We start from the raw sequence: 21,799 nt of genomic DNA, 5'->3' as shown, positions 1-21,799 counted from the left end.
GGGGTTGGCCCTTCCTTGGCCGTGGCCGCCGTATTTGTCGAGCCCGCCAAGGATGAGCCGGCGCAAGGCGTCCCGGCGAGCTGGATCATCGCGGCCGAGACGCCTCAAGACGCCACTTCACACCGCGAACAGCGGTGAGTGCCGCCTGCGGTGGGCTCAACGCCCGATTGCCATCGTGAGGTAGTTGCCAAAGTATGGCAATAAGGGAAGGCTGTGGGTCATGGCGATCTACACGCTTCCCGACATGCCCTACGACTACGGCGCGCTCGAGCCCGCCATGAGCGGGCAGATTCTCGAGCTGCATCACAGCAAGCACCACGCCGCGTACGTCAAGGGCAGCAACGACACCCTCGACCAGCTCGCCGAGGCCCGCGACAAGGGCGACTACCACGCCCTGGTCGGCCTGGAGAAGACCCTGGCGTTCAACCTGTCCGGGCACGTGCTGCACTCGATCTTCTGGAACAACCTGCGGCCCGGATCCAGCGCCGACCGGCCGGACGGCGAACTCGCGGCCGCGATCGAGGAGCACCTGGGCTCGTTCGACGCGTTCGCTGCCCAGCTGTCGACCGTGACCAAGGGCGTGCAGGGCTCCGGGTGGGGCGTGCTGGCTTGGGAACCACTGTCGCAGCGCCTGATCGTCGAGCAGGTGTATGACCATCACGGCAACGTCGGGCAGGGCTCGACGCCGATCCTGGTGTTCGACGCCTGGGAGCACGCCTACTACTTGCAGTACAAGAACGTGCGGCCGGACTACGTCGACCGGCTGTGGAACCTGGTCAACTGGGTCGATGTCACGAAACGGTTCGACGCCGCCCGGGCCGCCGGCAACCCGATCATCGTCGCTCCCTGACGCTGATGGGTGACGCCGACCCGGCCGCGGCCGCCGCTGCGGCGTTCGCCGGCGCCCAGCGCGCCGCCGGGGCCATCGCGGCCAAACACCGCGGTGACCTCGACGGCGCCGCCGAGCTGCTGGCTGCCTTCCCGGATGCGGACGCCCGCGCCCATTCGTTTCAGCTGCTGGCCGAACTCGCGCTGAGCATTCTGCGCGCGCAGACCGGCCAGTCGATGGACGAGCTGGTCCAGGAACTCAGCCTGCACATCGCCGCCGCGGCGATCAGCGGACCGCCAGCAGGGTGAGGTCCTTAGTGAACAGCACTAGTGGATGCCCGCCGGCCCGGTAGGTGAACTGCCGCTGCCAGCCGGTCTGCTCGTAGAGCGCGACCGCCGGGGCCTGCGGATGGGTGGCCAGCCACGCTCGCGGGGCATCGGCAACAAGCTCGGCCAGCAGCCGGCGGCCGAGGCCCTGCCGCTGCCACGACGGGGCGACCATCAGCTCGGCCACCACCAGGGCCGGGGCCACCAGCAACGCGGCCAGCTCCGGCGGTACGGCGTCGCGAACCGCGCGGTCGTGTTCAGTGGCTTCGGGCAGGGTCGCCGGCGCAGGCCAGCCGTAGGCGGCGGCGACCACGGTGGTGCCGGATCGGGCGATGACGCCGCGGGCGCCGGGGTAGCTCGTCTGCCGGTGCAGCCGGTCCGGGTAGCCGTCGGTCTCGGCGGCCGGTTCGTTCCACGGCGGCGCGGCGAAGCACTGCCGGTAGATCACCGCGAGCTGCTGCTGATGCTCGCGCAGGCCGGCAGCGTCCACGCCCACGATCGTCACCACGGCCGCGCTCCTCTCCAGCGATTGGTCAGGCGGTGTCGCGGCTGAGGATGATGCTGTAGTCGCGAAAGCCCAGCGCCCGCCAGAACCCGAGCGCGCGTTCGTTGTGCACGAGCGCGTCGAGCCTGACCGGCGCCCGCCGCCATCCGCCCGCCAGGAGTGTGAACGCCTGCCGGCCGAGGCCGGTGCGGCGGCGGTGGCGGACGACGAAGAACTGGCGGACGTAGATGCCGTCCTCGTCGTCGCGCCACACCCCGTACGCCACCGGCTCGCCGTCGTCCTCGACGACCGCCACGTGATACACCTCGCCGGTGATCCAGCGGCGCATCCGATCGGCCAGTTCGTCATCGGTGGCGGTGCTGTGATGCCGCTGGTCCTCGATGAGCTGCCGGTTGAGCGCGGCCAGCAGCCCGATGTCGGAGACCGTGGCCGCGTGAACCGTCAGCCGCATTGTCGGCTACTCCGCAGCGGCGGAGGGGGCGAGGTTGGCCGACCAGCGTTCCTCGACTCGGCCGAACCGCCAGACGGCGATGGCGACGATCCAGGCGAGGAAGAACAGGCCGACGATGCCGTAGCCGGCGTAGTCGAGTGGGATGTCGGCGATCGCGGCGAGCGGGCCGGTGGTGATGTTGGCCTGGTCGGCCAGCACCCCGATGAGTTCGACGGTGCCGATGATCAGGGCGACGGCGACCGAGATCGAGGTGATGGTGATGTTGTAGAAGACCTTGCGGACCGGCTTGGCGAACGCCCAGCCGTAGGCGGCGTTCATGAACACCCCGTCGATGGTGTCCATCAGGCACATGCCGGCGGCGAACAGGATCGGCAAAACGAGGATCGAGTAGAACGGCAGGTTGAACGCGGCCGCCCCGCCGGCCAGGACGAGCAGGCCGACCTCGGTGGCGGTGTCGAAGCCGAGTCCGAACAGGACGCCGATCGGGTAGATGTGCCAGGCCTTGCGGACGCTCTTGGTCAGGCCGCCGAGGAACCGGTTCATGAAGCCGCGCTTGTTGAGCTGGTCCTCCAGGGCTTCTTCGTCGTAGACGCCGCGGCGCAGGTCGCGGAAGACCTTGATGATGCCGAACAGCACGACCAGGTTGAGGATGCCCAGGATCCACAGGAAGACCCCGGACACGGAGGCGCCGATGACGCCGGTGACCGAGTGCAGTTCTGAGTCGTCGTTCTCGACCTGCCCGGCCAGGGCCTTGACGCCGACCGAGAGCAGGAAGGCGAGGCAGAAGACGATCGTGGAGTGGCCGAGGGAGAACCAGAAGCCGACCGACAGCGGTTTGCGGCCGCCGCCGTTGTTGGTGTTGTCCTGCATCAGCTTGCGGGTGGTGTTGTCGACCGCTGCGATGTGGTCGGCGTCGAAGGCGTGCCGCAGGCCGAAGGTGTAGGCCAGGATGCCGACGCCGACGGTGAAGACGGGGTGGTCGCCGCCGAGGCTGAAGTGTTTCGGGGCGACGAAGCCGAGCAGCGTGACGAACCCGATGACGTGCAGCAGGACGATGAAGGCGCCCATGCCGGCCAGCGAGCTCCAGTCCTGCGGGGTCAGGCTCTGCCGGAATCGGGAGAAGCGGGACACGTCCACGGCCATCTGGGTATCGGTCACGTCTGTCTTCTTCCGCGAGGGTGCTCGATACCCGGACGCTAACCCGCACGGATCTACTATTGCAAGGTTGTGGCGATAGCGTGATTGTGGCAACTGGGACCGGGGAGGCGTAGTGACAGCGGAAGCAGATGCTCGGCTCAACGCGATCCGGGATCACGTCCGCGCTGGTGGCCGCCGGTGGACTTTCGCGAAGAACGCGATCGTCGGCACGCTGATGGACGCCGAGCGGCACCTGTCGCCGCGGCGGATCTACGAGACCCTGCTTCCGGCCCATCCGCAGCTGGACCACTCCACGGTCTACCGGGCGTTGCAGGTGCTCGTCGACGAGGGCGTCGTGCACAGCCTCGACCGGCGCGGCGAGGCCCGTTACGGGCTGGCCGACCGCCCGCATCATCACGTCGTCTGCGGCGACTGCGGACGCGTCGCCGAAGTTGCCGCCGCGGACGGTGTGCAGGAGTTGCTGACCATGGTCGGGTCGCGGACCGGTTTCTCCTTCGCCGGTCAGAGCCTGACCCTCACCGGCCGCTGCGCGCGGTGCTCGACAGCGTCAGCGGCCGGCGGCGGCCTGGATGGCGTACTGAACAGCGAGGGCGGTCGTTAGCACCCCGAGAGCAGGCGTAGTGCTCGCTCGGGCGGATGTGGTTGCAGGCGGGCACCGAGGTAACCGCCGCCGAGACCGCTGAGCAGGCCCAGAATCTAGTCGGGGTTGAGGTGGCCGCCGGTCGTTGCCGCGAAAACGAGATAGCCGGCCGCTCCGGCGGTCGAGGTCAGGAACGTGGAGGCGAGCACGGCCGGGGCCGGTTCGGTGATCCAGGTAAGCCGCCCACCCGCAGCATAAGAGAGGCTGGTGATGCGTGGCTGCGGTGAATGGCTGGGGTGATAAGCATCGCGTCGCCCGTCGCCGCCAGATCGCTATGCTCGGCCTCAGCGCTGGTTCACCCGATCTCCTTGGTGGGGTGTCGTAAGAGGGAACCCGGTGGGATTCCGGGACTGCCCCGCAGCGGTGAGCGGGAACGACCGCCGTCACACAGCACTGAACCCCTTCGCACGGGTTTGGGAAGCGACGGCCAGTAGGCGTTTGTTGGCTGCCCGCGAGTCCGAAGACCTGCCCGCGTCGCGTACGCCGCCCGGCGTGCGTTTGCTGTCGGCCTCGCGGGTGGGCCGGACATGTCAACGTCACCGGCGAGCCGAGACCGGGGCGCTGCCCGCTGTCTGCCTTCCGCGCGATCGTTGGTCGCGGAACGGAGCGGAAGGTAGCGATGACAGAATCTGGTCGTGCGCCGTCGGCGTCGCAACTGACCCTGTCGCAGATCATGGACCAGCACCACACCAACCTGATGGGCACGGTGCACGGCGGCCGGATCCTCAACCTCATCGACTCGGTCGCCGGGGTCGTCGCGGCCCGCCACTCCGATGGTCCCGCGGTCACCGCGGCGATGGACGAGACGTTGTTCCTGCAGGCCGTTCGGGTCGGTGACGTCGTGCACGTGCAGGCCCGGATCACCTGGGCCGGGCGCAGCTCGATGGAGGTCGCAGTCAAGGTCACCGCCGACCGGTGGGACCGGGCGGTGCCGCCAACGGTCGTGGCTACCTCCCATCTGGTGATGGTCGCGGTCGACGACGACGGCAAACCGCGTACTGTGCCGGCGCTGTTGCCGGAGACCGACGAGGACCGGCAGGCCTTCCATCAGGCGGAGATCCGCCGCCGGCACCGTCTCGCCCTGCGGGGCGCGCTGGAGGGACGGCCGTGATCTCGACGTCGGTGCTGCTGGGCTACCTGACCGCGATCGTCCTGCTGATGATCACTCCCGGTCCGGACATGATGTTCGTGATCACCAACGCCGGCCGCTACGGCGCCCGGGCCGGCATGGTCGCCGCGCTCGGTGTCGCGACCGGTAACGCTTTCGTGCGGGGATTGGTGACGAATCTGCTCAACCCGAAGATGATCCTGTTCAGCGTGGCGTTCTTGCCGCAGTTCGTACGGCCCGCCGCCGGGCAGGTGACCGGCCAGCTGATCACCCTTGGCGTCCTGTTCATCACCGTACAGCTCGCCGTGGACATCACCCTGGCCGCCACGGCGGGGCGGCTCGGCGCGCGGCTGGCCCGCGGCCGTACGGCACGGTGGCTCAACTGGGGGGGTGCGCGGCCGTTTGCGTCGCGCTCGGCGTCCGGCTGGCGTGGGGGTGATCCGATGAGTTCTCCCGAGGAGCGGACCGGCGCCACCAGGTGTGCCCCTACTCCAACGCCACCCGCGGCTGATCGCTCTGGCTAAAGTTGGCCGGTGAGCGAAACGATCATCGACGGATGCACGGTGACGGTGTGCCGAGACTGCTGTTGCGGTAACGCGCTCAAGCATCCGTCGACCGATCACGACGCTCAGCTCGACCGGCTGCGCGCCGAGATCGGCGACGGCCACCGGGTGCGGACCAGTGTGTGCTTGGACGTGTGCGAGCAGGCCAACGTCATGGTGGTCCACCCGACCGCGACAGCCCGCCGCTCGGGCGCCCGGCCGGTCTGGTTCGGACTGGTCCTCGACGACGCGATCCTCACCGACCTGCTCGGTTGGGTACACGCCGGCGGCCCGGGGCAGGCCGAGATCCCGGCGCCGCTGGAGCTGTCGGTGATTACAGCGCCTGGCCGGCAGTAAGCTGTGGGGGCAGTCGGTTCGCCCGCCCCTGGCCGGGGGTGAGCGTCGTAAGAGGGAACCCGGTGTGATTCCGGGACTGCCCCGCAGCGGTGAGTGGGAACGACCGCCGTCACAGAGCACTGGACCCGAGCTGGGTCCGGGAAGCGACGGCCAGTAGGAAGCGTGCCGGACGCCCACGAGTCCGAAGACCTGCCACTGCCCACACCCGATGCGGGTGTGGTCGTTGTCGGTGACCTCGAGGGCGGGTCGGCGGTGGATGACACCAGGGGGCTCAGCCCCGGATTACTCGCGCGGCGACTCGGCGTGGCCCCGACGACGCTGCGTACCTGGCATCAGCGCTACGGGCTCGGCCCGACCGGGCATCAGGCCGGCCGGCACCGGCGCTACACGCCGCCCGACGTGGCCGCGCTGACCGTGATGGCCCGGCTCACCGCTCGCGGCATGCCGGCCGCCGAAGCCGCCCGGATGGCGCGCCGCGAGGTCACCCCGTGGCCGGCCGAGCATCCGGTGACCGACCAGAGCACACAGTCAGCGGCGCGCGGGCTGGCCCGGGCCGCCCGCCGCCTCGACGTGCTGAGCCTGCACGAGACACTGCGGGCCGCGGTCACCGCCCACGGAGTCGTGCACACCTACCACACCCTGGCCGGGCCGGCGTACGTGTTGATCAGCCAGGGCCGCTACGCCGAGACACGAAAAGCGGTGGCCCGGCGCGTGCTCAGCCGGGCCCTGAGCGAGGTGTTCGCGGCAGTTGCACGGCCGCCGGCCGGTTCGCCGGTACGCACACTGCTGATCGCCGTGGACGCCGGCCGCGACGTCGCGGCCCTAGACGCGCTTGCCGCCGCCCTAGCCGAGCAGCAGATCGCGTCGATCCACCTCGGTGCCGGCCTTTCCCGGCAGACGCTGGCCGACGCGATCACCCGCAGCCACCCCGCAGCCGTCGTCCTGTGGAGCCACGCCCGGCACCCGGCGATGCCCGGACTGCTGGCTACGGTCGCCGACAGCCTCCCGTGGCGGCCGACCGTCATCACCGCCGGGCAAGGCTGGGATGATCAGGTCACCACCGTGACCCTGGCCGACGCCGTCGCCGCCGTAACCGGGCTGGTCATAGAGTGAGCGGCGTGCCTGCCGAACAGTACGGTGCCGGTCCGGCCCTGGAGGCCGCCGCCGGGCTCGGACCGTACTTCGCCTGGCAGCCCCGTCGCACGGCCGCCGGCTGGCGGCCCCTGGCCGATCTGCTGGAACCGGAGGTCATCGCCGAGCGAGTCACCGCTGGCCAGCAAGTGATCATGCGGATGTCCGGGCTCGGCCCCGATCAGATCGGCGAGCGGGTGGTCGCCTCGACCATCTTCCTCGGCCTGGCCGCCCGGCTGCTGTCGCCGCTGCTCGGGGCGGCCGCGCTCACGGGCGTGGTGCCCCTGGCTGATCCGGGCCGGTTGTGGTGGCGTCCGGTCGAAGGTGGCCCGGTCCCGATCGCCTACGACTCTCTCCACCGCGCCGGCGGCGACGCGGGAGGAGTGCTGACCCGTACGGCGGTCGTCGGTCTGGTCGGGCCGGTGCTGGAGGTCTTCCGGCACCGGTTCACACTGTCGCCGCAGGTGCTGTGGGGCAACGTGGCATCGGCGCTCGGCGGCGCGGCCGGCATGATCGCCGACAACGCTGGCGACCCGGCCGCCGCCGAACGCGCCGCCACGACCGTCGCCGAGATGCTGACCGTGCCGCCACTGGCCGGGATGGCGACGTTGCACCATCCGGATCCCGACCGGGACCGCTGGTTTCTGGTCCGCCGCAACTGCTGCCTGTACTACCGGATCCCCGGCGGGGGCACTTGCGGCGACTGCGTCTTGACGCCCGAGGCGGAGCGCCGTGATTACTGGGAGCGATTTCTCCAGCGGTGACGCGCTACTGTTCGGACGGCGAGCGCTGTAAGGATCGTCACGCCGGAGGGAGCGACGCTCAGGATGACCAAGCATCCTCCGCCGCCGCACGTCGAGATCGACGGTCAGGATGGCGTCGTCATCCCGGTTGAGCTGTACGAAAGCCTGCTCGCCGGGCGCCGCCGGCTTGGTGCTCGCGACGCGCGGATGCATCGGCTGTCCCGGGAGATCCATGATCTTGCGGCGCTTCTCGACCGTATCGAATGGCTCGTGACCAATCATCTCGTCTGTGCCGATCCGGACCGTTCCGAGTGTCCGGCGTGTCAGATCGCGGGGCTTGTCGCGCAGCGGCCGAAACACCGTGATGTTGACCCTGCTCGCGAGCGGACCTAGGCTCGGCTCGATGTGACGATGTAAGGAACCCGGTGCGAGTCCGGGGCGGTTGCGCCACTGTGAGGCCACGATGTGAGGTCGGGGCTGTAGTCAGATACTTCGTCGTCGCTACGCCGGTATCGATGAGGGACGCATCATCCCTGAGGAGGCTTCATGACGACTGTTCCCGTACCCGCTGCCAAACCGACCGCGACCGTCTCGCCCGAGGCGTTGTCGACTACGCGGGTCGTTCTCGTTCTCGGCATCACCGTGCTGCTCGCGCTGCTCGCGTACTATTTCATCGGCGTCGATGAGGGCATGGTCTCGGTGTTCGGCAAGTCGATGGTCGTCCACGAGTGGGTTCACGACTCGCGGCACTTCCTCGGCTTCCCCTGCCACTGATCCGGGACTGAGACACTCATGGAACTCCGCGCTATCTGGCGTGGGGCGGTCTCCGGTGCCTTCGCCGGCCTCCTCGCCTGGGTTTTCGCCTACATTTTCGCCGAGCCTCTCGTCGACAAGGCCATCGACTACGAAGAGGGCCGCGGCTCGATCCTCGACGCGCTCAACCAGGCGGCCGGCCGACCGACGTCGGCTGAGGGCCCGGAGATCTTCTCCCGCTCGATCCAGTCGACGATCGGTATCGCCACCGGCATCATCGGCTTCGCCGCCGCGATGGGCGCCCTCGTGGCGGTCGCCTACGTGGTGCTGCACGGCCGGTTCGGCGTACGCCCGCGCAACCTGATCTGGGGCATCGCCGCGTTCGGCTTCGCCGGCGTCTACCTTCTGCCGTTCGTCAGGTACCCGGCCAACCCGCCGGCGATCGGCCACGACTTCACGATCGTGCAGCGCGGCCGACTCTACCTGGCCACCGTGCTGGTGTCGCTGGTCCTGCTCGGCCTGGCGATCGTGCTGGCCCGCCGTTTGGCGCCTCGGTTCGGCTGGGTGACCGCGATCGTCGGCTCGGCGGTGGCGTTCCTGGTCGTCTACGGCGTCTACATCGGGCTGCTGCCGTCGCTGGGCAACCTGCACGCCAACGTCGACGCGACGAGCCAGTTCGGGTACGTCCGGGCGGCCACCGAGACACCACAGCCGATCGTCAACATTCTCGACACCCCGTTGACGGTGGACGGTAAGACGTTCGCGCCCGGCCAGATCGTTTACCCGGGCTTCGACGCCGACCTGCTGTGGAAGTTCCGCTGGTATTCGCTGATCAACCAGGCCATCATCTGGACGGTGCTCGCGCTGACGTTCGGCGCGCTCGTCGACCGGATGCTCGGCGTCACACGCCGACGGCCTACTACAACCTCCGCGCCGGAGCCGGACTCCGCGCCGGAGCGGCTGACGGTCGCCTGATCCCTTCGCTCGTCACCACGGCCCGGTCCGCGATGGACCGTGCCGTTGGCGTTGATGGAGCCGGGCGGCGCCGGAGGGGGGCCGGCGCCGCCCGGGGTCTCAGCTAAAGATCAGTTGCCGCGTACCACGGCGGCGGCCGCGACGAGGCGCTTGAGGGAGGCCTCGACCTCCGGGTAGCCGCGGGTCTTCAGCCCGCAGTCAGGGTTGACCCACAGCCGCCGCGCCGGGACCGCATCGACCGCGCGGCGCAGCGACGACACCACCTCGTCGTGCGACGGCACCCGCGGCGAGTGGATGTCCCACACGCCCGGCCCGACGCCTCGGCTGTAACCGATCGCGGCCAAGTCGTCCAGGACCTCCATCTTGGACCGGGACGCCTCGATGCTGGTGACGTCGGCGTCCAGGGCGTCGATGGCGGTGATGATCTCGCCGAACTCGGAATAGCACAGGTGGGTGTGGATCTGGGTGTCGTCGGCGACCCCGCTGGTGGCCAGCCGGAACGAGCCGACCGCCCAGTCCAGGTACGCCTTCTGGTCGGCCTTACGCAGCGGCAGCGTCTCGCGCAGCGCCGGCTCGTCGACCTGGATCACCGTGATGCCGGCCGCCTCCAGGTCGTGGCACTCGTCGCGCAGGGCGAGCGCGACCTGGTCGGCTGTGTCGGCGCGGGGCTGGTCGTTGCGGACGAACGACCACGCGAGAATCGTGACCGGGCCGGTCAGCATGCCCTTGACTGGCTTGCCGGTCAGCGACTGGGCGAAGACCGACCAGGAGACGGTCATCGCCGCCTTGCGGGCCACATCACCGTAGATGATCGGCGGCCGGACGCAGCGGGAGCCGTAGGACTGCACCCAGCCAAATTCGGTGGTGCCGAACCCGTCGAGCTGGTCGCCGAAGTACTGGACCATGTCGTTGCGCTCGGGTTCGCCGTGCACGAGCACGTCGAGGCCCAGCTGTTCCTGCAGGCGGATGACGTGCTCGATCTCGGCCTTCATCCGCTCGGTGTAGCCGGCCTCGTCGAGCTCGCCTTTCTTGAACGCGGCTCGGGCCTTACGCAGCTCACCGGTCTGCGGGAACGACCCGATCGTCGTCGTGGGCAGGTCCGGCAGGCCGAGGCGGGCCTGCTGGACGGCCGCCCGCTCGGTGTAGGTGCCGCGCTGCCGGTCGGCCGGGGTCAGCGCCGCCAGCCGCGCCCGGACGTCGTCGTGGCGCCACGACGCCGGGATCGGCGGCAGCGGGTCGGGCAGGTGGGCGGTGCCGTCGCGCAGCCCCTTGCCGAGCAGGACGACCTCGTCGACCTTCTGCCGAGCAAAGGCGAGCCGGGCGTACAGGTCGGGGTCGAGGTGGGTCTCGACCGACAGGTCGACGGGAACGTGCAACAGAGAGCACGACGTCGACACGGACACGTGGTCGGCGAGCCCGGCGACGGTCGCGCCGGCTGCGACGGCGGCGCGCAGGTCCGTACGCCAGATGTTGTGCCCGTCGACCAGCCCGGCCACGATCGTCTTGTCCCGCAGCGGACCGGCCGCGGCGAGCCCGGCCAGGTTGCCCTCGCCGGCGACCAGGTCGAGGCCGAGCGCCTCGATCGGGGTGTCCAGTAAAGCGGGGAGGGCGTCGCCGAGCTCACCGAAGTAGGTGGCGACGAAGATCCGCGGCCGCTGTTCCAACTCGCCCAGCGTCGCGTACGCCCGGCGCAGCGCGTCGATCTCGTCCGCAGTACGGTCGGCGACGTAGGCGGGTTCGTCGAGTTGCACCCAGGCGACGCCGGCCTTGGCCAGCTGGCGCAGGATGTCGGCGTACACGGCGACCAGCTCGTCCAGGCGGGCGAACGGATCCTCACCCTTGGCCAGCAGCAGGAACGTAGCCGGCCCGACCAGCACCGGACGGGTCATGATGCCGAGTTCGGCCGCCTCGGTGTACTCCTGCAAAGCCTTCGCCGGATCGGCGGCGAAGACCGTCTCCGGGCTGATCTCCGGCACCAGGTAGTGATAGTTGGTGTCGAACCACTTGGTCAGCTCGAGTGCGGGCTCGGCGTCGACACCCCGGGCCATCGCGAAGTACGTGTCGAGATCGGACAGGCCGAGGCGCGTGAAGCGCTGCGGGACCGCACCGACCGCGACGGCGGTGTCCAGGACGTGATCGTAGTAGGAGAACGTGTTGGACGGGACCGCGTCGAGGCGGGCGTTCTGCAGGGTCCGCCAGACCTCAGCCCGCAGAACCCCGGCGACGGCCTCCAGCTCGGCGGCGTTCATCCGGCCGGCCCAGTAGGCCTCGACAGCGTTCTTCAGTTCCCGATTCGCGCCGATGCGCGGGTAGCCGAGCACAGTGCTCTGTCCGAACGGGGTGGGCCCGAAAGCGGTTGTCACGACAGGGAGTCCTTCCCTCGAAGTGCCCGACGGCACACGGGAAGGGGGGAGGAAGGCGCGGCGCAGCACCGGCTTCTGCCCGGACCCTCCCGAGGGGTCGTCGGCAGCGCACACCGGCGGTGCACGCAGCGCTGGCAGGTCTTCGGACTCGTGGGCGCACTGCTTCTGCCTACCGGCCGTCGCTTCCCAGACGCTTTCTTTGCGCCCAGTGCTTCGTTGACGGCTTTCGTTCCCACTCACCGCTGCGGGGCAGTCCCGGTCTCACACCGGGTTCCCTCTTACGACACCCCGCCTGGCGGGCAGGGCGAACCAGCACCGCCGACCATCGTACGGGCTGCACGGCGCAATAGTGTGAGGGCGTCCGCCGTACGGGACAACGGCCGGAGCGCTGGATAGCTGACTGGTTATCCGATGTCCGTTGCGCAGCAAGGCCGCATGGTCGAAGGAACCGCCAGAGCGTGTCTGCGCAGATCGCCGCGGTGGTGCACAATCCCGCGGGAGTCACGCCTGCAGGTTTTCCCACCATGACAGGCTTGCGGCGTCGACGATGGTGACGCTGGCCTGAACCGCCGCCTGCAGCACGGGCTCGGAGGCGGAGCCACCGACGACGATCATGATGAGATCTCCGCGCTGCATCAGCCGAACCGCATCGGCGAATCGGTGGACGTCGGCCGGAGCGAGCCCGGCCGGATCGAGATGGCAGCGCAGCACCCAGCGTTGGCCATCCGCGCCGATACCCGTGACGTCGGTGCCGAGATGTCCCATCGAGGCGGTCACCGTCACCTGGCGCCAGCCACCTTGTCGCATCAGCGTCGCAACCCGGCTGGCAAGCCGTGACGACTCGCCGGCGCCGGTTGACACCCGGCGCCGGCCATGACGGTCAGAAATCGTCGTCGAACGACACCGAGCCGGTCACACCCACCTGGTACGCCGAGACGCGCCGCTCGAAGAAGTTCGACAGCTCCTGGACGTCCTGCAACTCCATGAACGCGAACGGGTTCTTACTGCCGTAGACCGGTGCGATGCCGAGCACCTCGAGCCGCCGGTCGGCGACGTGCTGCAGGTATTCGCGCATGTCGGCCAGGGACATGCCGGAGACGCCCTGCTCGAGGATGTCCGCGGCGAACTGCACCTCGCACTCCACGGCCTCGGACAGCATGTCGCGGACCTGCTGCTCCATCTCGGCGTCGAACAGGTCCGGCTCTTCCTGCCGTACGGTGTCGACGACGTCGAACGCGAACGCCATGTGCATGCTCTCGTCGCGGAACACCCAGTTGGTGCCGGACGCGAGACCGTTCAGCAGGCCGCGTGAGCGCAGGAAGTACACGTACGCGAAAGCGCCGTAGAAGAACGGGCCCTCGATGCACGCGGCGAAGCAGATCACGTTGAGCAGGAACGCCCGCCGGTCCGCCTTGGTCTTCAGTTCGCGCATCTCGTAGATCGAGTCGATCCACTTGAAGCAGAACTCGGCCTTACGCGCGATCGACGGGATGTTCTCGACCGCGGCGAACGCCTCGAACCTCTCCTGCTCGTTCGGCACATAGGTGTCGAGCAGGTTCAGATAAAACTGGACGTGGACGGCCTCCTCGAACAGCTGCCGCGACAGGTAGAGCCGGCCCTCGGGCGAGTTGACGTGCTGGTACAGGTTAAGCACCAGGTTGTTGGCCACGATCGTGTCGCCGGTGGCGAAGAACGCGACCAGCCGCGACACGAGGTGCTGCTCGGCCGAGGACAGTCGGGACAGGTCTGCCAGGTCGCTGTGCAGGTCGACCTCTTCGACGGTCCAGGTGTTCTTGATGGCGTCCTTGAACCGGTCGAAGAAGTGCGGGTAGCGCATCGGCCGCAGCGTGAGGTCCATGCCGGGGTCGAGCAGCATCCGCCGCTGGGTCTCGGCGGGCGCGGTACGGGGTTCGGGAATGGTGGTCACTGGCAGGCCTCACAGCTTTCGGGGTTTTCCAAGGAGCAGGCGAGCGCTTCTGCGTCCGACACGGCGGTGATCGTCGTGGCAGCGGCCGAGACCGACACCGTGGCCTGCTGGATGCGCGTCGCGGGCCGCGAACGCAGGTAGTACGACGTCTTCAGGCCGGACTTCCAGCCGTAGAGGTACATCGAGGAGAGCTTGCCGATCGTGGGAGCACTCAGGAACAGGTTCAGCGACTGCGACTGGTCAATGTACGGCGCGCGGGCGGCGGCGAGGTCGATCAGCGCCTTCTGCGGCAGCTCCCACGCCGTACGGAACAATTCGCGCACCTCGGCGGCCAGCTCGCCGACGCCCTGCACCGAGCCTTCGGCGCGCTTGATCTGCTCCCGGATCGCCGCGGTCCACAGGCCGCGAGCCTTTAGTTCCCCGACGAGATAGGAGTTGATCTGCAGGAACTCGCCGGACATCGTCTCGCGCTTGAACAGGTTGGAAACCTGCGGCTCGATGCACTCGTAACAGCCGGCGATCGACGCGATGGTGGCGGTCGGCGCGATCGCGATCATCAGAGAGTTGCGCAGGCCGTGCTCGGCGATCCGGGCCTTGAGACCGGCCCATCGCTCTGTCTGCTCAGGGGTGGCGCCCCACAGCTCGTGGTGTAGATCGCCCTTGGCAGCGCGTGTCTCCGGGTAGGCCGGGTGGGGGCCGAACTGCTCAGCCAAGGCCACGCTCGACTCGAGCGCGGTCAGGAAAATCTCCTCTTGCACACGCGTCGACAGGTCCTTGGCCTCGGCGCAGTCGAACGGCAGCCGCAGCTGGAAGAACGCGTCCTGCAGACCCATCAGCCCGAGCCCGATCGGCCGCCAGCGCGGGTTCGACTTCCCGGCCTGCTCCGAGGGGTAGAAGTTGATGTCGATGACCCGGTCAAGGAATACGACCGCAGTCCGGACGGTGGCGCGTAGCGTCTCCCAGTCGACGCCGCCGTCGGTGATGTGCGCCCCGAGGTTGATCGAGCCGAGGTTGCAGACCGCCGTCTCCTCGTCCGAGTTGACCTCGAGGATCTCGGTGCACAGGTTGGACAGGTGGATCGTGTTGCCCGGGCCGCCGGTCTGATTCGACAGGGCGTTCGCGCGGTCCTTGAACGTCATCCACCCATTGCCGGTCTGCGCGAGCGTGCGCATCATCCGCCCGTACAGGTCCCGGGCCTTGACGGTTTTGACGGCCTTCTTCTCCGCGGCTCGGTAGGCCTGGTCGAACTCGTCGCCAAAGAGGTCGGGCAGCTCGGGCGCGTCGGACGGGTCGATCAGCGACCAGTCACCGTCGGCCTCGACCCGGCGCATGAACTCGTCCGGGATCCAGTTGGCCAGGTTCAGGTTGTGCGTACGCCGGGATTCCTCGCCGGTGTTGTCGCGCAGCTCGAGGAACTCCTCGACATCCGGGTGCCACGGCTCGAGGTAGACGCAGGCCGCGCCCTTGCGCCGGCCGCCCTGGTTGACCGCGGCCACACCGGCGTCGAGGGTCTTGAGGAACGGCACGATGCCGTTGGACTTGCCGTTGGTGCCGCGGATCAGCGCACCCCGGCCCCGCACCCGCGACCAAGAGATGCCGATGCCACCGGAGAACTTCGACAGCTTCGCGACCTGGTGGTAGCGCTCGTAGATCGAGTCGAGCTCGTCCTTGGGGGAGTCGACCAGGAAGCAGCTCGACATCTGGGTGTGCCGGGTGCCCGAGTTGAACAGGGTCGGCGAGCTGGGCAGATAAGCCAGACTCGACATGAGCCGGTAGAAGCCGATCGCCTCAGCCGGCGTCTGCGACAGGCCGCACGCGACTCGCAGCAGGAAGTACTGCGGCGTCTCGACCACCGTACGCTCCTGCGGGTGGCGCAGCAGGTACCGGTCGGCCACCGTACGCAGCCCGAAGTATTCAAATCGCAGGTCACCGGTCACGTCGACGGCGTCGTCGAGCTTGCGGGCGTTCTTCGCGACGAACGCGGCGGTCTCGTCGCCGATCAGCCCTTGCTGGTGGGCATAGCGGATGGACTGGCTGAACGTCGCGACCCCCTGCAGGCGAACTTCCTTGTCCACGTACGCAGCGAGCAGGCGGGCGGCCAGCTTGGAGTACTGCGGCTCCTCGCCGATCAGCTCGGCCGACGTCTGAATGGACAATTTGTCGAGCTCGGCGGTGGTCGCGCCGTCGTACAGGCCGCTGATCGTCTTGGTCGCGACCCGCAGGGGATCCACCTCGTCGAGGTCGGCTACCCACCGCTCGACAGCCTTGACGATCTTGTTGACGTCGACCGTCTCCAGATCGCCGTTGCGCTTACGTACCTGCATCACGTGCCGCCGCTGCTCCGGCACGGCTGTCTTGTCCTGCGTGACCGTCATTTCCGCGTCCCCCCAAAAGCCTCTGTTCAGGCACACGGGGACGCCGACGGCCCCGGTCCGGCCGTCATGATGGCGTCGGCCGTCCCGCGCGGCCTTCAACCGCCGCACACCCGGTGGCGTACGGCGCGCTGGCAGGTCTTCGGACTCGCGGGCATGACCATTCGGTCGCCTACCGGCCGTCGCTTCCCAGACCCGTACGGATCCAGTGCTGTGTGACGGCGTTCGTTCCCACTTACCGCTGCGGGGCAGTCCCGGACTCACACCGGGTTCCCTCTTGCCTCGAGCGTCACCGTGAGATGGTGCTCGAACCAGCTGCGAGCAACACCATATATGGGTGGGCGCAATCGAAGGCAACACCAGATGGTGTATTCGGCGTGTCGCGCCTCACGGTCACCCCGCCTCGCCTTCCGTGATCTGCTTTCCGAAGTCCCGGTTCACCTGTCGCCGTTCGGCGTCCGGCCGGCTATTTCTGAAGCTGACACCGACCCGCGGGCCGGCCGACCGGCGTGACGTCGCCGTCTGACGTGGCGGCAACGCTGGGGATCCAGCCAGCCCGTATGCGAATGCGGTCGGCAGCGCAGCCAGCGCCCCCGCTGTTCAGACCAGATCCCCTGCCGGTGCCGCTCGTCCGGCACCGGGGTTGAACCGGGCCTGCGTGACGATCGGCGCCACAATATCGCCTTGGAGGCCGCGAGCCGATTCGACTGACCGCGTGTGGCGTCCTCCGGGCATAACGGAGCGGCTGCAACAACCGAAGGTAGGGCCTACATGGTGGTCGCGAGTTCGATGGGGGCGATCCGGTGGTCGTGGGCTTGACGTCCCTCGATCAGGTCGGCCGCCTTTTCGGCGATCATGATGGTGGGTGCATTGGTGTTGCCGCGTACGACGGTGGGCATGATCGAAGCGTCGACGACGCGTAGCCCGGCGATTCCGTGCACGCGCAGCTGCGGGTCGACGACGGAGGTATTGGTGGTGCCCATGGCGCACGTGCCGACCGGGTGGTAAATCGTCTGAATCCATTGTCGCGCGTAGGTGTCGAATTGGTGGCTGTCGAGATCGTCGCGGTCCCGCAGATATGGCTGGTCGAAGAGCCGGCGGAGGTTCGCGCCCTGGGATAGGTACATCAGCTGCCGGTATCCCTCGTACAGCAGGTCCCGGTCGGCGCGCTCGTAGAGGGGAAGGTCGATCTCAGGGGCGGTGTCGGGGTTGGGGTCCCGCAGGCGTACGGTCCCCCGGCCCGGCGGGGTGAGCACCGTCAAGAGTGTGGTGAAGGCGGCCGGTGCACCGGGGTCGCCGCGGTCGGCGAAGGGCAGCGCGGCGGTGTGCAGTTGGATGTCCGGCGCCATGCCACCGGTGGTGGACAGGAATCCGCCCGCCTCGCCGATGTTCGATGACGCCGGGCCGTCGCCGTGTTCGGCCCACTCGGCCTGCGCGGCGGGGTCGGCGGCGAGGAAGCGCAGGTCGGTGGTGCCTGTCGTGGTCCACATGATCGGCAGGGTGGGGTGGTCGTGGAGGTTGGCGCCGACGCCGGGCAGGTCGAGCTGCACCGCGATGTCGTGGCGGCGCAGGTGGTCGGCGGGCCCGATGCCGGAGCGCAGCAGCAGGTGCGGGGACGATATCGCGCCGGCGCTCACGATGACTTCTGCGTCGGCGGCCGCCTCGACGACCTGGTTGCCGATGCTGTAGCGCACTGCTCGGACCGCGCCTTGTTTCACGACCAGGGTTTGCACGAGCGCCCCGGTGCGCACCGTCAGGTTGGGTCGGCCGAGGGCGGGACGCAGGTAGGCGGCTGCGGTCGACCAGCGGTGCCGTCGATAGGTGGTGGTCTGGTAGTAGCCGGCACCGAGCTGGGAGGCGCCGTTGAAGTCGTCGGTGAGGTCCAGGCCGTGCTGCGTGACGGAGTCGAGCCAGGCGTCGGTCAGCTCGTGGTGGTAGACGCCGTCCTCGACGTGCAGCGGCCCGTCAGTGCCGTGGAACGGGCCGGCCAGCCGTTCGTTGGCCTCGGCGCGCATGAAGTACGGCAGCACGTCACGATAGGTCCATCCGTCAGCGCCGGCGGCGGCCCAGCCGTCGTAGTCGACGGCGTTGCCCCGGATGTAGATCATGGCGTTCAGCGACGACGAGCCGCCGAGCACTTTGCCGCGCGGGATGTAGATGGGGGCCTGCCGGGGCCCGTTGGGCGCGGGGGCGGTGAAGTCCCAGTCGGTCGGGCCGTGGAACAGGGTCGGAAAGGCCACGGGCATGGCGATGGCCGGTGAGTCGTCAGGTCCGCCGGCCTCGAGCAACAGGACGCGGTGGTCGGGGTCTTCGCTGAGCCGGTTCGCGAGTACGCATCCCGCACTGCCGGCGCCGATGACGATGTAGTCGAAGGCGTTGTCCTTCTGGTTGGTCATGGCGAGCACCTCTCACGTGGACAGGGGTTGGTTTCGGTGCTGGATCAGGAGTTCTGTGTGTCGTTGTCCGGGCGGCGTGCGATGAGAGCGCGGGACAGTTCGTCGGTGTCGACGTAGGCTTCGAACGCGACGATCTTGTCGTCGCGGACCTGCCAGACGTGGGTTTCCGCCGCGTCGAACGGCTCGCCGGTGGCTCGGACCGTTCCCTGGGTGCGGCCGACCTGAATGATCCGGTCGCCGGCGGCGTACAGGTCTCCGGTCTCGATTTTGCTGTCGAGGTGGGACATGACGGTCTGCAGGAAGGTCAGCAGGCCGTCGTGGCCGCAGCGATGACCGCCCCAGGGCACGATCTCCGATTGGTAGACGGTGATCTCAGGGCTGCAGAGCTCCAGCAGCGCGGACACGTCTCCCCGCTCCAAAGCGGCGTAGGTCTGCCGGACGATGTCGGTCCCGGAGGTGCTCATGGTGGTCCTCTCGTCGTGATCCACGGGTTCTCGGTGGCTCAATCGACGCTAAGAACGCGTACCGAATGCCGGTATAGGTCGGCCGACTGCCCGGTTGCTGCAGTCGCCGCAGGGCGCCCCTCTAGGCGCGACTCATCGACCGGAGCCGAGCACTAAAGGCAGTCGCTCGACTGATACCGCCTACGACGGTCCCGTCGTTAAGTTGCGCGACATGACACCACGCCCCGCCGAGCCCCCGGCCGCGCTCCTGGGTCGGGAGGACGAACTGGGCGCTATCGAACAGGCCCTCGAGCAAGGCGGTCTCCGCGGCGCAATCCTCGCCCTGACCGGCGAACCCGGCATCGGGAAGACGGCTCTGCTGGCCGCGGCCCGGGCCGCGGCTGCCGGTCGCGGACGTCAGGTGCTCTCCTGCTCCGGGTTCGAGGTCGAGACACACCTGCCGTTCGCCGCGCTCTACGAACTCCTCGAGCCCGTGCTCGATCAGTCCTCAGCGCTTCCCGACGCCGAGCGTCAGGCCCTGCTCGCCGCGTTCGGTATGGCTGAGGGCGCCCAGCCCGAACCGTTCCTCATTGCCGCCGCGGTGCAGGGCATGTTGTCCACGGCGGCGCGTCACCGCCCCGTCACGGTGCTGATCGACGACGCGCAATGGCTGGATCCGCCCAGCGCCGACTGCTTGGCGGTCGTCGCACGTCGGGTCGCCGCCTCGACAGCGCCGGTGTGCCTGATCGCCACGGTGCGCCTCGACGCTCCCGGCCCCATGCCGGCCGTCCTGACTGCCATCGACCGACGTGTCGTCGTGCAACCCTTAAGTGAGACGGCCGCGGCGACGCTGCTGCGGCGGGCCGCGCCGTCGCTGTCCGGGGTCGAGCGTCAGCGCATCGAGCAGCAGGCACAGGGAAATCCCTTGGCGTTGATCGAGCTGCCGGGAATGTGGCATCCGGATGAGACCGGAACTGACGTGTCCGCACTGTCGGACCGTCTTGCCCGTGACTTCGGCGGTCGCTGCGCCGAACTACCCGCCGGGACACGAGACGCCCTGCTGGTAGCCGCGATCAACGACCGGCTGGATACCGACGAGACGTTGACCGCGGCCGGCATCCTGGCCGGCCGGGCCGTCGATCGAGCGGAGCTTGCGGCCGCCGCGGACGCCGGGCTGGTGCTGCTCGATCATGACCGATTGAGATTCCGGCACCCACTGGTACGTTCGGGCATTGTTCACACCGAGCTCTTGTCCCGGCGTCAATCGGCCCATGCTGCTCTGGCCGAGGTGGTGGCGACGCCGTACCGGCAGGCGTGGCACCGCGCCCAGTCCATCATCGGGCCGGACGATGCGGTCGCCGATGCACTCGAGGCCACGGTTGCCGCGTCCCTGCGCCGGGGGGCGGTGCTGACGGCGATCAGCAGCTTGGAACGGGCCGCTGAGTTGACTGTGTCACCCACTCGGCGCGGTCGCCGGCTACTTGCCGCGGCCGAGCACGCGTTCGGGCTGGGCCGGACTCAGCTCGTCCACCGGTTGGTCAGCGTGGCATCGCGGGGCGAACTGGACGACCTTGACCTCGCACGCGTGCAGTGGTTGCGAGAAATATTCAACGACGGTGTGCCCGGTGACGCCGGGCGGGTGCGAGAGCTGTGCGACATCGCCGACCGGTCGGCGGCGGCCGGCGAGGTGGATCTCGCGTTGAACCTGCTGCTGGGCGCGGCGTTGCGCTGCTGGTGGGCCGACACCGGCCCGGATGCTCGGGCCCGCGTCGTGCAATCCGTGACGGCGCTGCATGCCGGCGGCGACGCCCGGTCGATCGCCGCCGTCGCCGTGGCGGAGCCAGTGCTGCGGGCTGCCGCCGTCACCGCGGCTCTCGCCGCCGCGCCGGTCTCCGCCGTCGAAGACGCGGACGGGCTCCGTTTACTCGGCATGGCCGCCCATGCCATCGGAGATTCCGCCCGTGCCGATGACTACCTGAGCGCAGCCGAAGCGATGCTGCGGACTCAGCACCGCCTCGGCGTGCTCGTGCACGCGCTGAGCATGCATGTCATCGTGTTGCTCGAGATCGGTGACTGGGATCGAGCCGCAGTAGCCAGTTCCGAGGCGATGGCGCTGGCCGGTGACACCGGTCAGCCCATCTGGACGGCCGGCAGCATCGCGTGCGAGGCGATCGGACTGGCTTTGCGGGGCGACGCCCCCGCCGCGTTCGACATGGCCGCCCGCAGCGAGATGATCGCCCACCGTAGTCGGCTCAACGATCTGCTGTCCGTCGCGGGCCTGGCCCGTGGTATTGCCCTATTGACTCTTGATCGTGACGACGAGGCCTTCGAGACACTGCGACAGCTCCTCGATCCGGCCGACCCTACGTACCACCACCGCGAAGGGATGGGCGGTCTGATGTTCCTCGCCGAGGCAGCCGTCCGGTCCGGCCGGGTGCGCGAGGCCCGGGACATCGTCGGCGGACTCGATCCGATCGCCGCGATCACACCCACACCTATCCTTCATCTGCACCTCGGCTACGCCCGCGCGGTCCTCGCCGACCCGACCAGCGCGGAACGGCTGTTCCGCACCGCCCTGGCCGCACCCGAGCTGCCCCGCTGGCCCTGGATTCAGGCCCGCACCCAGCTCGCGTTCGGCAGCTGGCTGAGCCGCCACGACCGGGCGAGCGAAGCTGGCGGGCTGCTGACGGCTGCTCTGGCTACCTTCGACCGTATCGGCGCGACACACTGGTCCCGACAGGCTCATCAGTTGCGAACCACACACCTAGGCTGAGGCGATA

Annotated in this window: 21 protein-coding genes and 4 riboswitches; of the genes, 12 read left to right on the top strand and 9 right to left on the bottom strand. The window is 68.8% G+C overall.

The window, feature by feature from the left end; all coding sequences use genetic code 11:
• Positions 1 to 220: 220 nt before the first annotated feature.
• Both ACQP2F_RS32760 and ACQP2F_RS32755 read left to right on the top strand, forming a co-directional pair.
• Positions 221 to 850 (top strand): superoxide dismutase, encoded by a 630-nt coding sequence (locus ACQP2F_RS32760; protein WP_433294305.1) that lies wholly within the window; start codon positions 221 to 223, stop codon positions 848 to 850.
• Positions 851 to 855: 5 nt separating this feature from the next.
• Positions 856 to 1,137 carry a superoxide dismutase gene (locus ACQP2F_RS32755; protein ID WP_433294303.1) on the top strand — a complete coding sequence of 94 codons (282 nt, stop codon included), beginning with the start codon at positions 856 to 858 and terminating at the stop codon, positions 1,135 to 1,137.
• Here ACQP2F_RS32755 and ACQP2F_RS32750 read toward each other — a convergent pair.
• From ACQP2F_RS32750 to ACQP2F_RS32740, 3 genes are read right to left on the bottom strand one after another with little or no spacing between them, the layout of a single operon-like run.
• A complete protein-coding gene (locus tag ACQP2F_RS32750) occupies positions 1,115 to 1,663 on the bottom strand; it encodes a GNAT family N-acetyltransferase (protein ID WP_433294301.1) in 549 nt (182 codons plus the stop codon). The two genes, ACQP2F_RS32755 and ACQP2F_RS32750, sit on opposite strands and share 23 nt — an antisense overlap.
• A 25-nt stretch (positions 1,664 to 1,688) precedes the next feature.
• Positions 1,689 to 2,111 (bottom strand): N-acetyltransferase family protein, encoded by a 423-nt coding sequence (locus tag ACQP2F_RS32745; protein ID WP_433294299.1) that lies wholly within the window; start codon positions 2,109 to 2,111, stop codon positions 1,689 to 1,691.
• 6 nt (positions 2,112 to 2,117) lie between these two features.
• On the bottom strand, positions 2,118 to 3,269 hold the full coding sequence (locus tag ACQP2F_RS32740) for a HoxN/HupN/NixA family nickel/cobalt transporter (RefSeq protein WP_433294297.1): 1,152 nt from the start codon (positions 3,267 to 3,269) through the stop codon (positions 2,118 to 2,120).
• Between the two features lie 112 nt (positions 3,270 to 3,381).
• Between ACQP2F_RS32740 and ACQP2F_RS32735 the strand changes: the two genes are divergently transcribed.
• The 9 genes from ACQP2F_RS32735 (at position 3,382) to ACQP2F_RS32695 (ending at position 9,518) form a co-directional block, all read left to right on the top strand.
• Complete coding sequence (locus ACQP2F_RS32735; protein ID WP_433294295.1) at positions 3,382 to 3,870, top strand: Fur family transcriptional regulator; 489 nt, start codon at positions 3,382 to 3,384, stop codon at positions 3,868 to 3,870.
• 313 nt (positions 3,871 to 4,183) lie between these two features.
• A riboswitch (cobalamin riboswitch) is annotated at positions 4,184 to 4,396 on the top strand.
• 132 nt (positions 4,397 to 4,528) lie between these two features.
• Positions 4,529 to 5,020, top strand: coding sequence for an acyl-CoA thioesterase (locus tag ACQP2F_RS32730; protein WP_433294293.1), 492 nt, complete (start codon positions 4,529 to 4,531; stop codon positions 5,018 to 5,020).
• Entirely contained in the window at positions 5,017 to 5,541 is a 525-nt protein-coding gene (locus ACQP2F_RS32725; protein ID WP_433294290.1) for a LysE family translocator, read from the top strand. The genes ACQP2F_RS32730 and ACQP2F_RS32725 overlap by 4 nt, the downstream gene beginning before the upstream one ends.
• A 39-nt stretch (positions 5,542 to 5,580) precedes the next feature.
• A complete protein-coding gene (locus ACQP2F_RS32720; protein ID WP_433307678.1) occupies positions 5,581 to 5,916 on the top strand; it encodes a hypothetical protein in 336 nt (111 codons plus the stop codon).
• Positions 5,913 to 6,127, top strand: a riboswitch (cobalamin riboswitch). (Overlaps the previous gene by 4 nt.)
• 41 nt (positions 6,128 to 6,168) lie before the next feature.
• A complete protein-coding gene (locus tag ACQP2F_RS32715) occupies positions 6,169 to 7,029 on the top strand; it encodes a MerR family transcriptional regulator (RefSeq protein WP_433294288.1) in 861 nt (286 codons plus the stop codon).
• Positions 7,030 to 7,034: 5 nt separating this feature from the next.
• Entirely contained in the window at positions 7,035 to 7,811 is a 777-nt protein-coding gene (locus tag ACQP2F_RS32710; RefSeq protein WP_433294285.1) for a (2Fe-2S)-binding protein, read from the top strand.
• A 63-nt stretch (positions 7,812 to 7,874) separates the two neighbouring features.
• Entirely contained in the window at positions 7,875 to 8,183 is a 309-nt protein-coding gene (locus ACQP2F_RS32705) for a hypothetical protein (RefSeq protein WP_433294283.1), read from the top strand.
• Between the two features lie 153 nt (positions 8,184 to 8,336).
• Positions 8,337 to 8,564, top strand: coding sequence for a CbtB domain-containing protein (locus ACQP2F_RS32700; protein WP_433294281.1), 228 nt, complete (start codon positions 8,337 to 8,339; stop codon positions 8,562 to 8,564).
• Between the two features lie 18 nt (positions 8,565 to 8,582).
• Positions 8,583 to 9,518: a CbtA family protein gene (locus ACQP2F_RS32695; RefSeq protein WP_433294279.1), complete on the top strand. Its 936-nt coding sequence runs from the start codon at positions 8,583 to 8,585 to the stop codon at positions 9,516 to 9,518.
• 110 nt (positions 9,519 to 9,628) lie between these two features.
• On the opposite strand, the gene metE is transcribed toward ACQP2F_RS32695, so the two are convergent.
• The 6 genes from metE to ACQP2F_RS32665 form a co-directional block, all read right to left on the bottom strand.
• Positions 9,629 to 11,881: a 5-methyltetrahydropteroyltriglutamate--homocysteine S-methyltransferase gene (metE, locus tag ACQP2F_RS32690; RefSeq protein ID WP_433294277.1), complete on the bottom strand. Its 2,253-nt coding sequence runs from the start codon at positions 11,879 to 11,881 to the stop codon at positions 9,629 to 9,631.
• A gap of 116 nt (positions 11,882 to 11,997) precedes the next feature.
• Positions 11,998 to 12,210, bottom strand: a riboswitch (cobalamin riboswitch).
• Between the two features lie 172 nt (positions 12,211 to 12,382).
• Positions 12,383 to 12,664 (bottom strand): hypothetical protein, encoded by a 282-nt coding sequence (locus tag ACQP2F_RS32685; RefSeq protein WP_433294275.1) that lies wholly within the window; start codon positions 12,662 to 12,664, stop codon positions 12,383 to 12,385.
• Positions 12,665 to 12,761: 97 nt separating this feature from the next.
• The gene (locus tag ACQP2F_RS32680; RefSeq protein ID WP_433307676.1) at positions 12,762 to 13,757 is read right to left on the bottom strand and encodes a ribonucleotide-diphosphate reductase subunit beta; all 996 of its coding nucleotides are present in this window, start codon (positions 13,755 to 13,757) and stop codon (positions 12,762 to 12,764) included.
• 47 nt (positions 13,758 to 13,804) lie between these two features.
• Positions 13,805 to 16,183: a ribonucleoside-diphosphate reductase subunit alpha gene (locus tag ACQP2F_RS32675; RefSeq protein WP_433294273.1), complete on the bottom strand. Its 2,379-nt coding sequence runs from the start codon at positions 16,181 to 16,183 to the stop codon at positions 13,805 to 13,807.
• Between the two features lie 113 nt (positions 16,184 to 16,296).
• Positions 16,297 to 16,511: riboswitch (cobalamin riboswitch) on the bottom strand.
• 436 nt (positions 16,512 to 16,947) lie between these two features.
• Complete coding sequence (locus ACQP2F_RS32670; RefSeq protein WP_433294271.1) at positions 16,948 to 18,576, bottom strand: GMC family oxidoreductase; 1,629 nt, start codon at positions 18,574 to 18,576, stop codon at positions 16,948 to 16,950.
• A gap of 44 nt (positions 18,577 to 18,620) precedes the next feature.
• Positions 18,621 to 19,040: a nuclear transport factor 2 family protein gene (locus ACQP2F_RS32665; protein WP_433294269.1), complete on the bottom strand. Its 420-nt coding sequence runs from the start codon at positions 19,038 to 19,040 to the stop codon at positions 18,621 to 18,623.
• Between the two features lie 211 nt (positions 19,041 to 19,251).
• Here ACQP2F_RS32665 and ACQP2F_RS32660 point away from each other — a divergent pair, with 211 nt between their 5' ends.
• Entirely contained in the window at positions 19,252 to 21,792 is a 2,541-nt protein-coding gene (locus tag ACQP2F_RS32660) for an AAA family ATPase (RefSeq protein ID WP_433294267.1), read from the top strand.
• The last annotated feature ends 7 nt before the right edge of the window (positions 21,793 to 21,799 follow it).

Origin of the sequence: Actinoplanes sp. CA-030573 (assembly GCF_050951115.1) — a bacterium.
Classification (GTDB): Bacteria; Actinomycetota; Actinomycetes; order Mycobacteriales; family Micromonosporaceae; genus Actinoplanes.
Note: the sequence above shows the minus strand (reverse complement) of the source record. Positions and strands in the feature narration are given on the sequence as shown.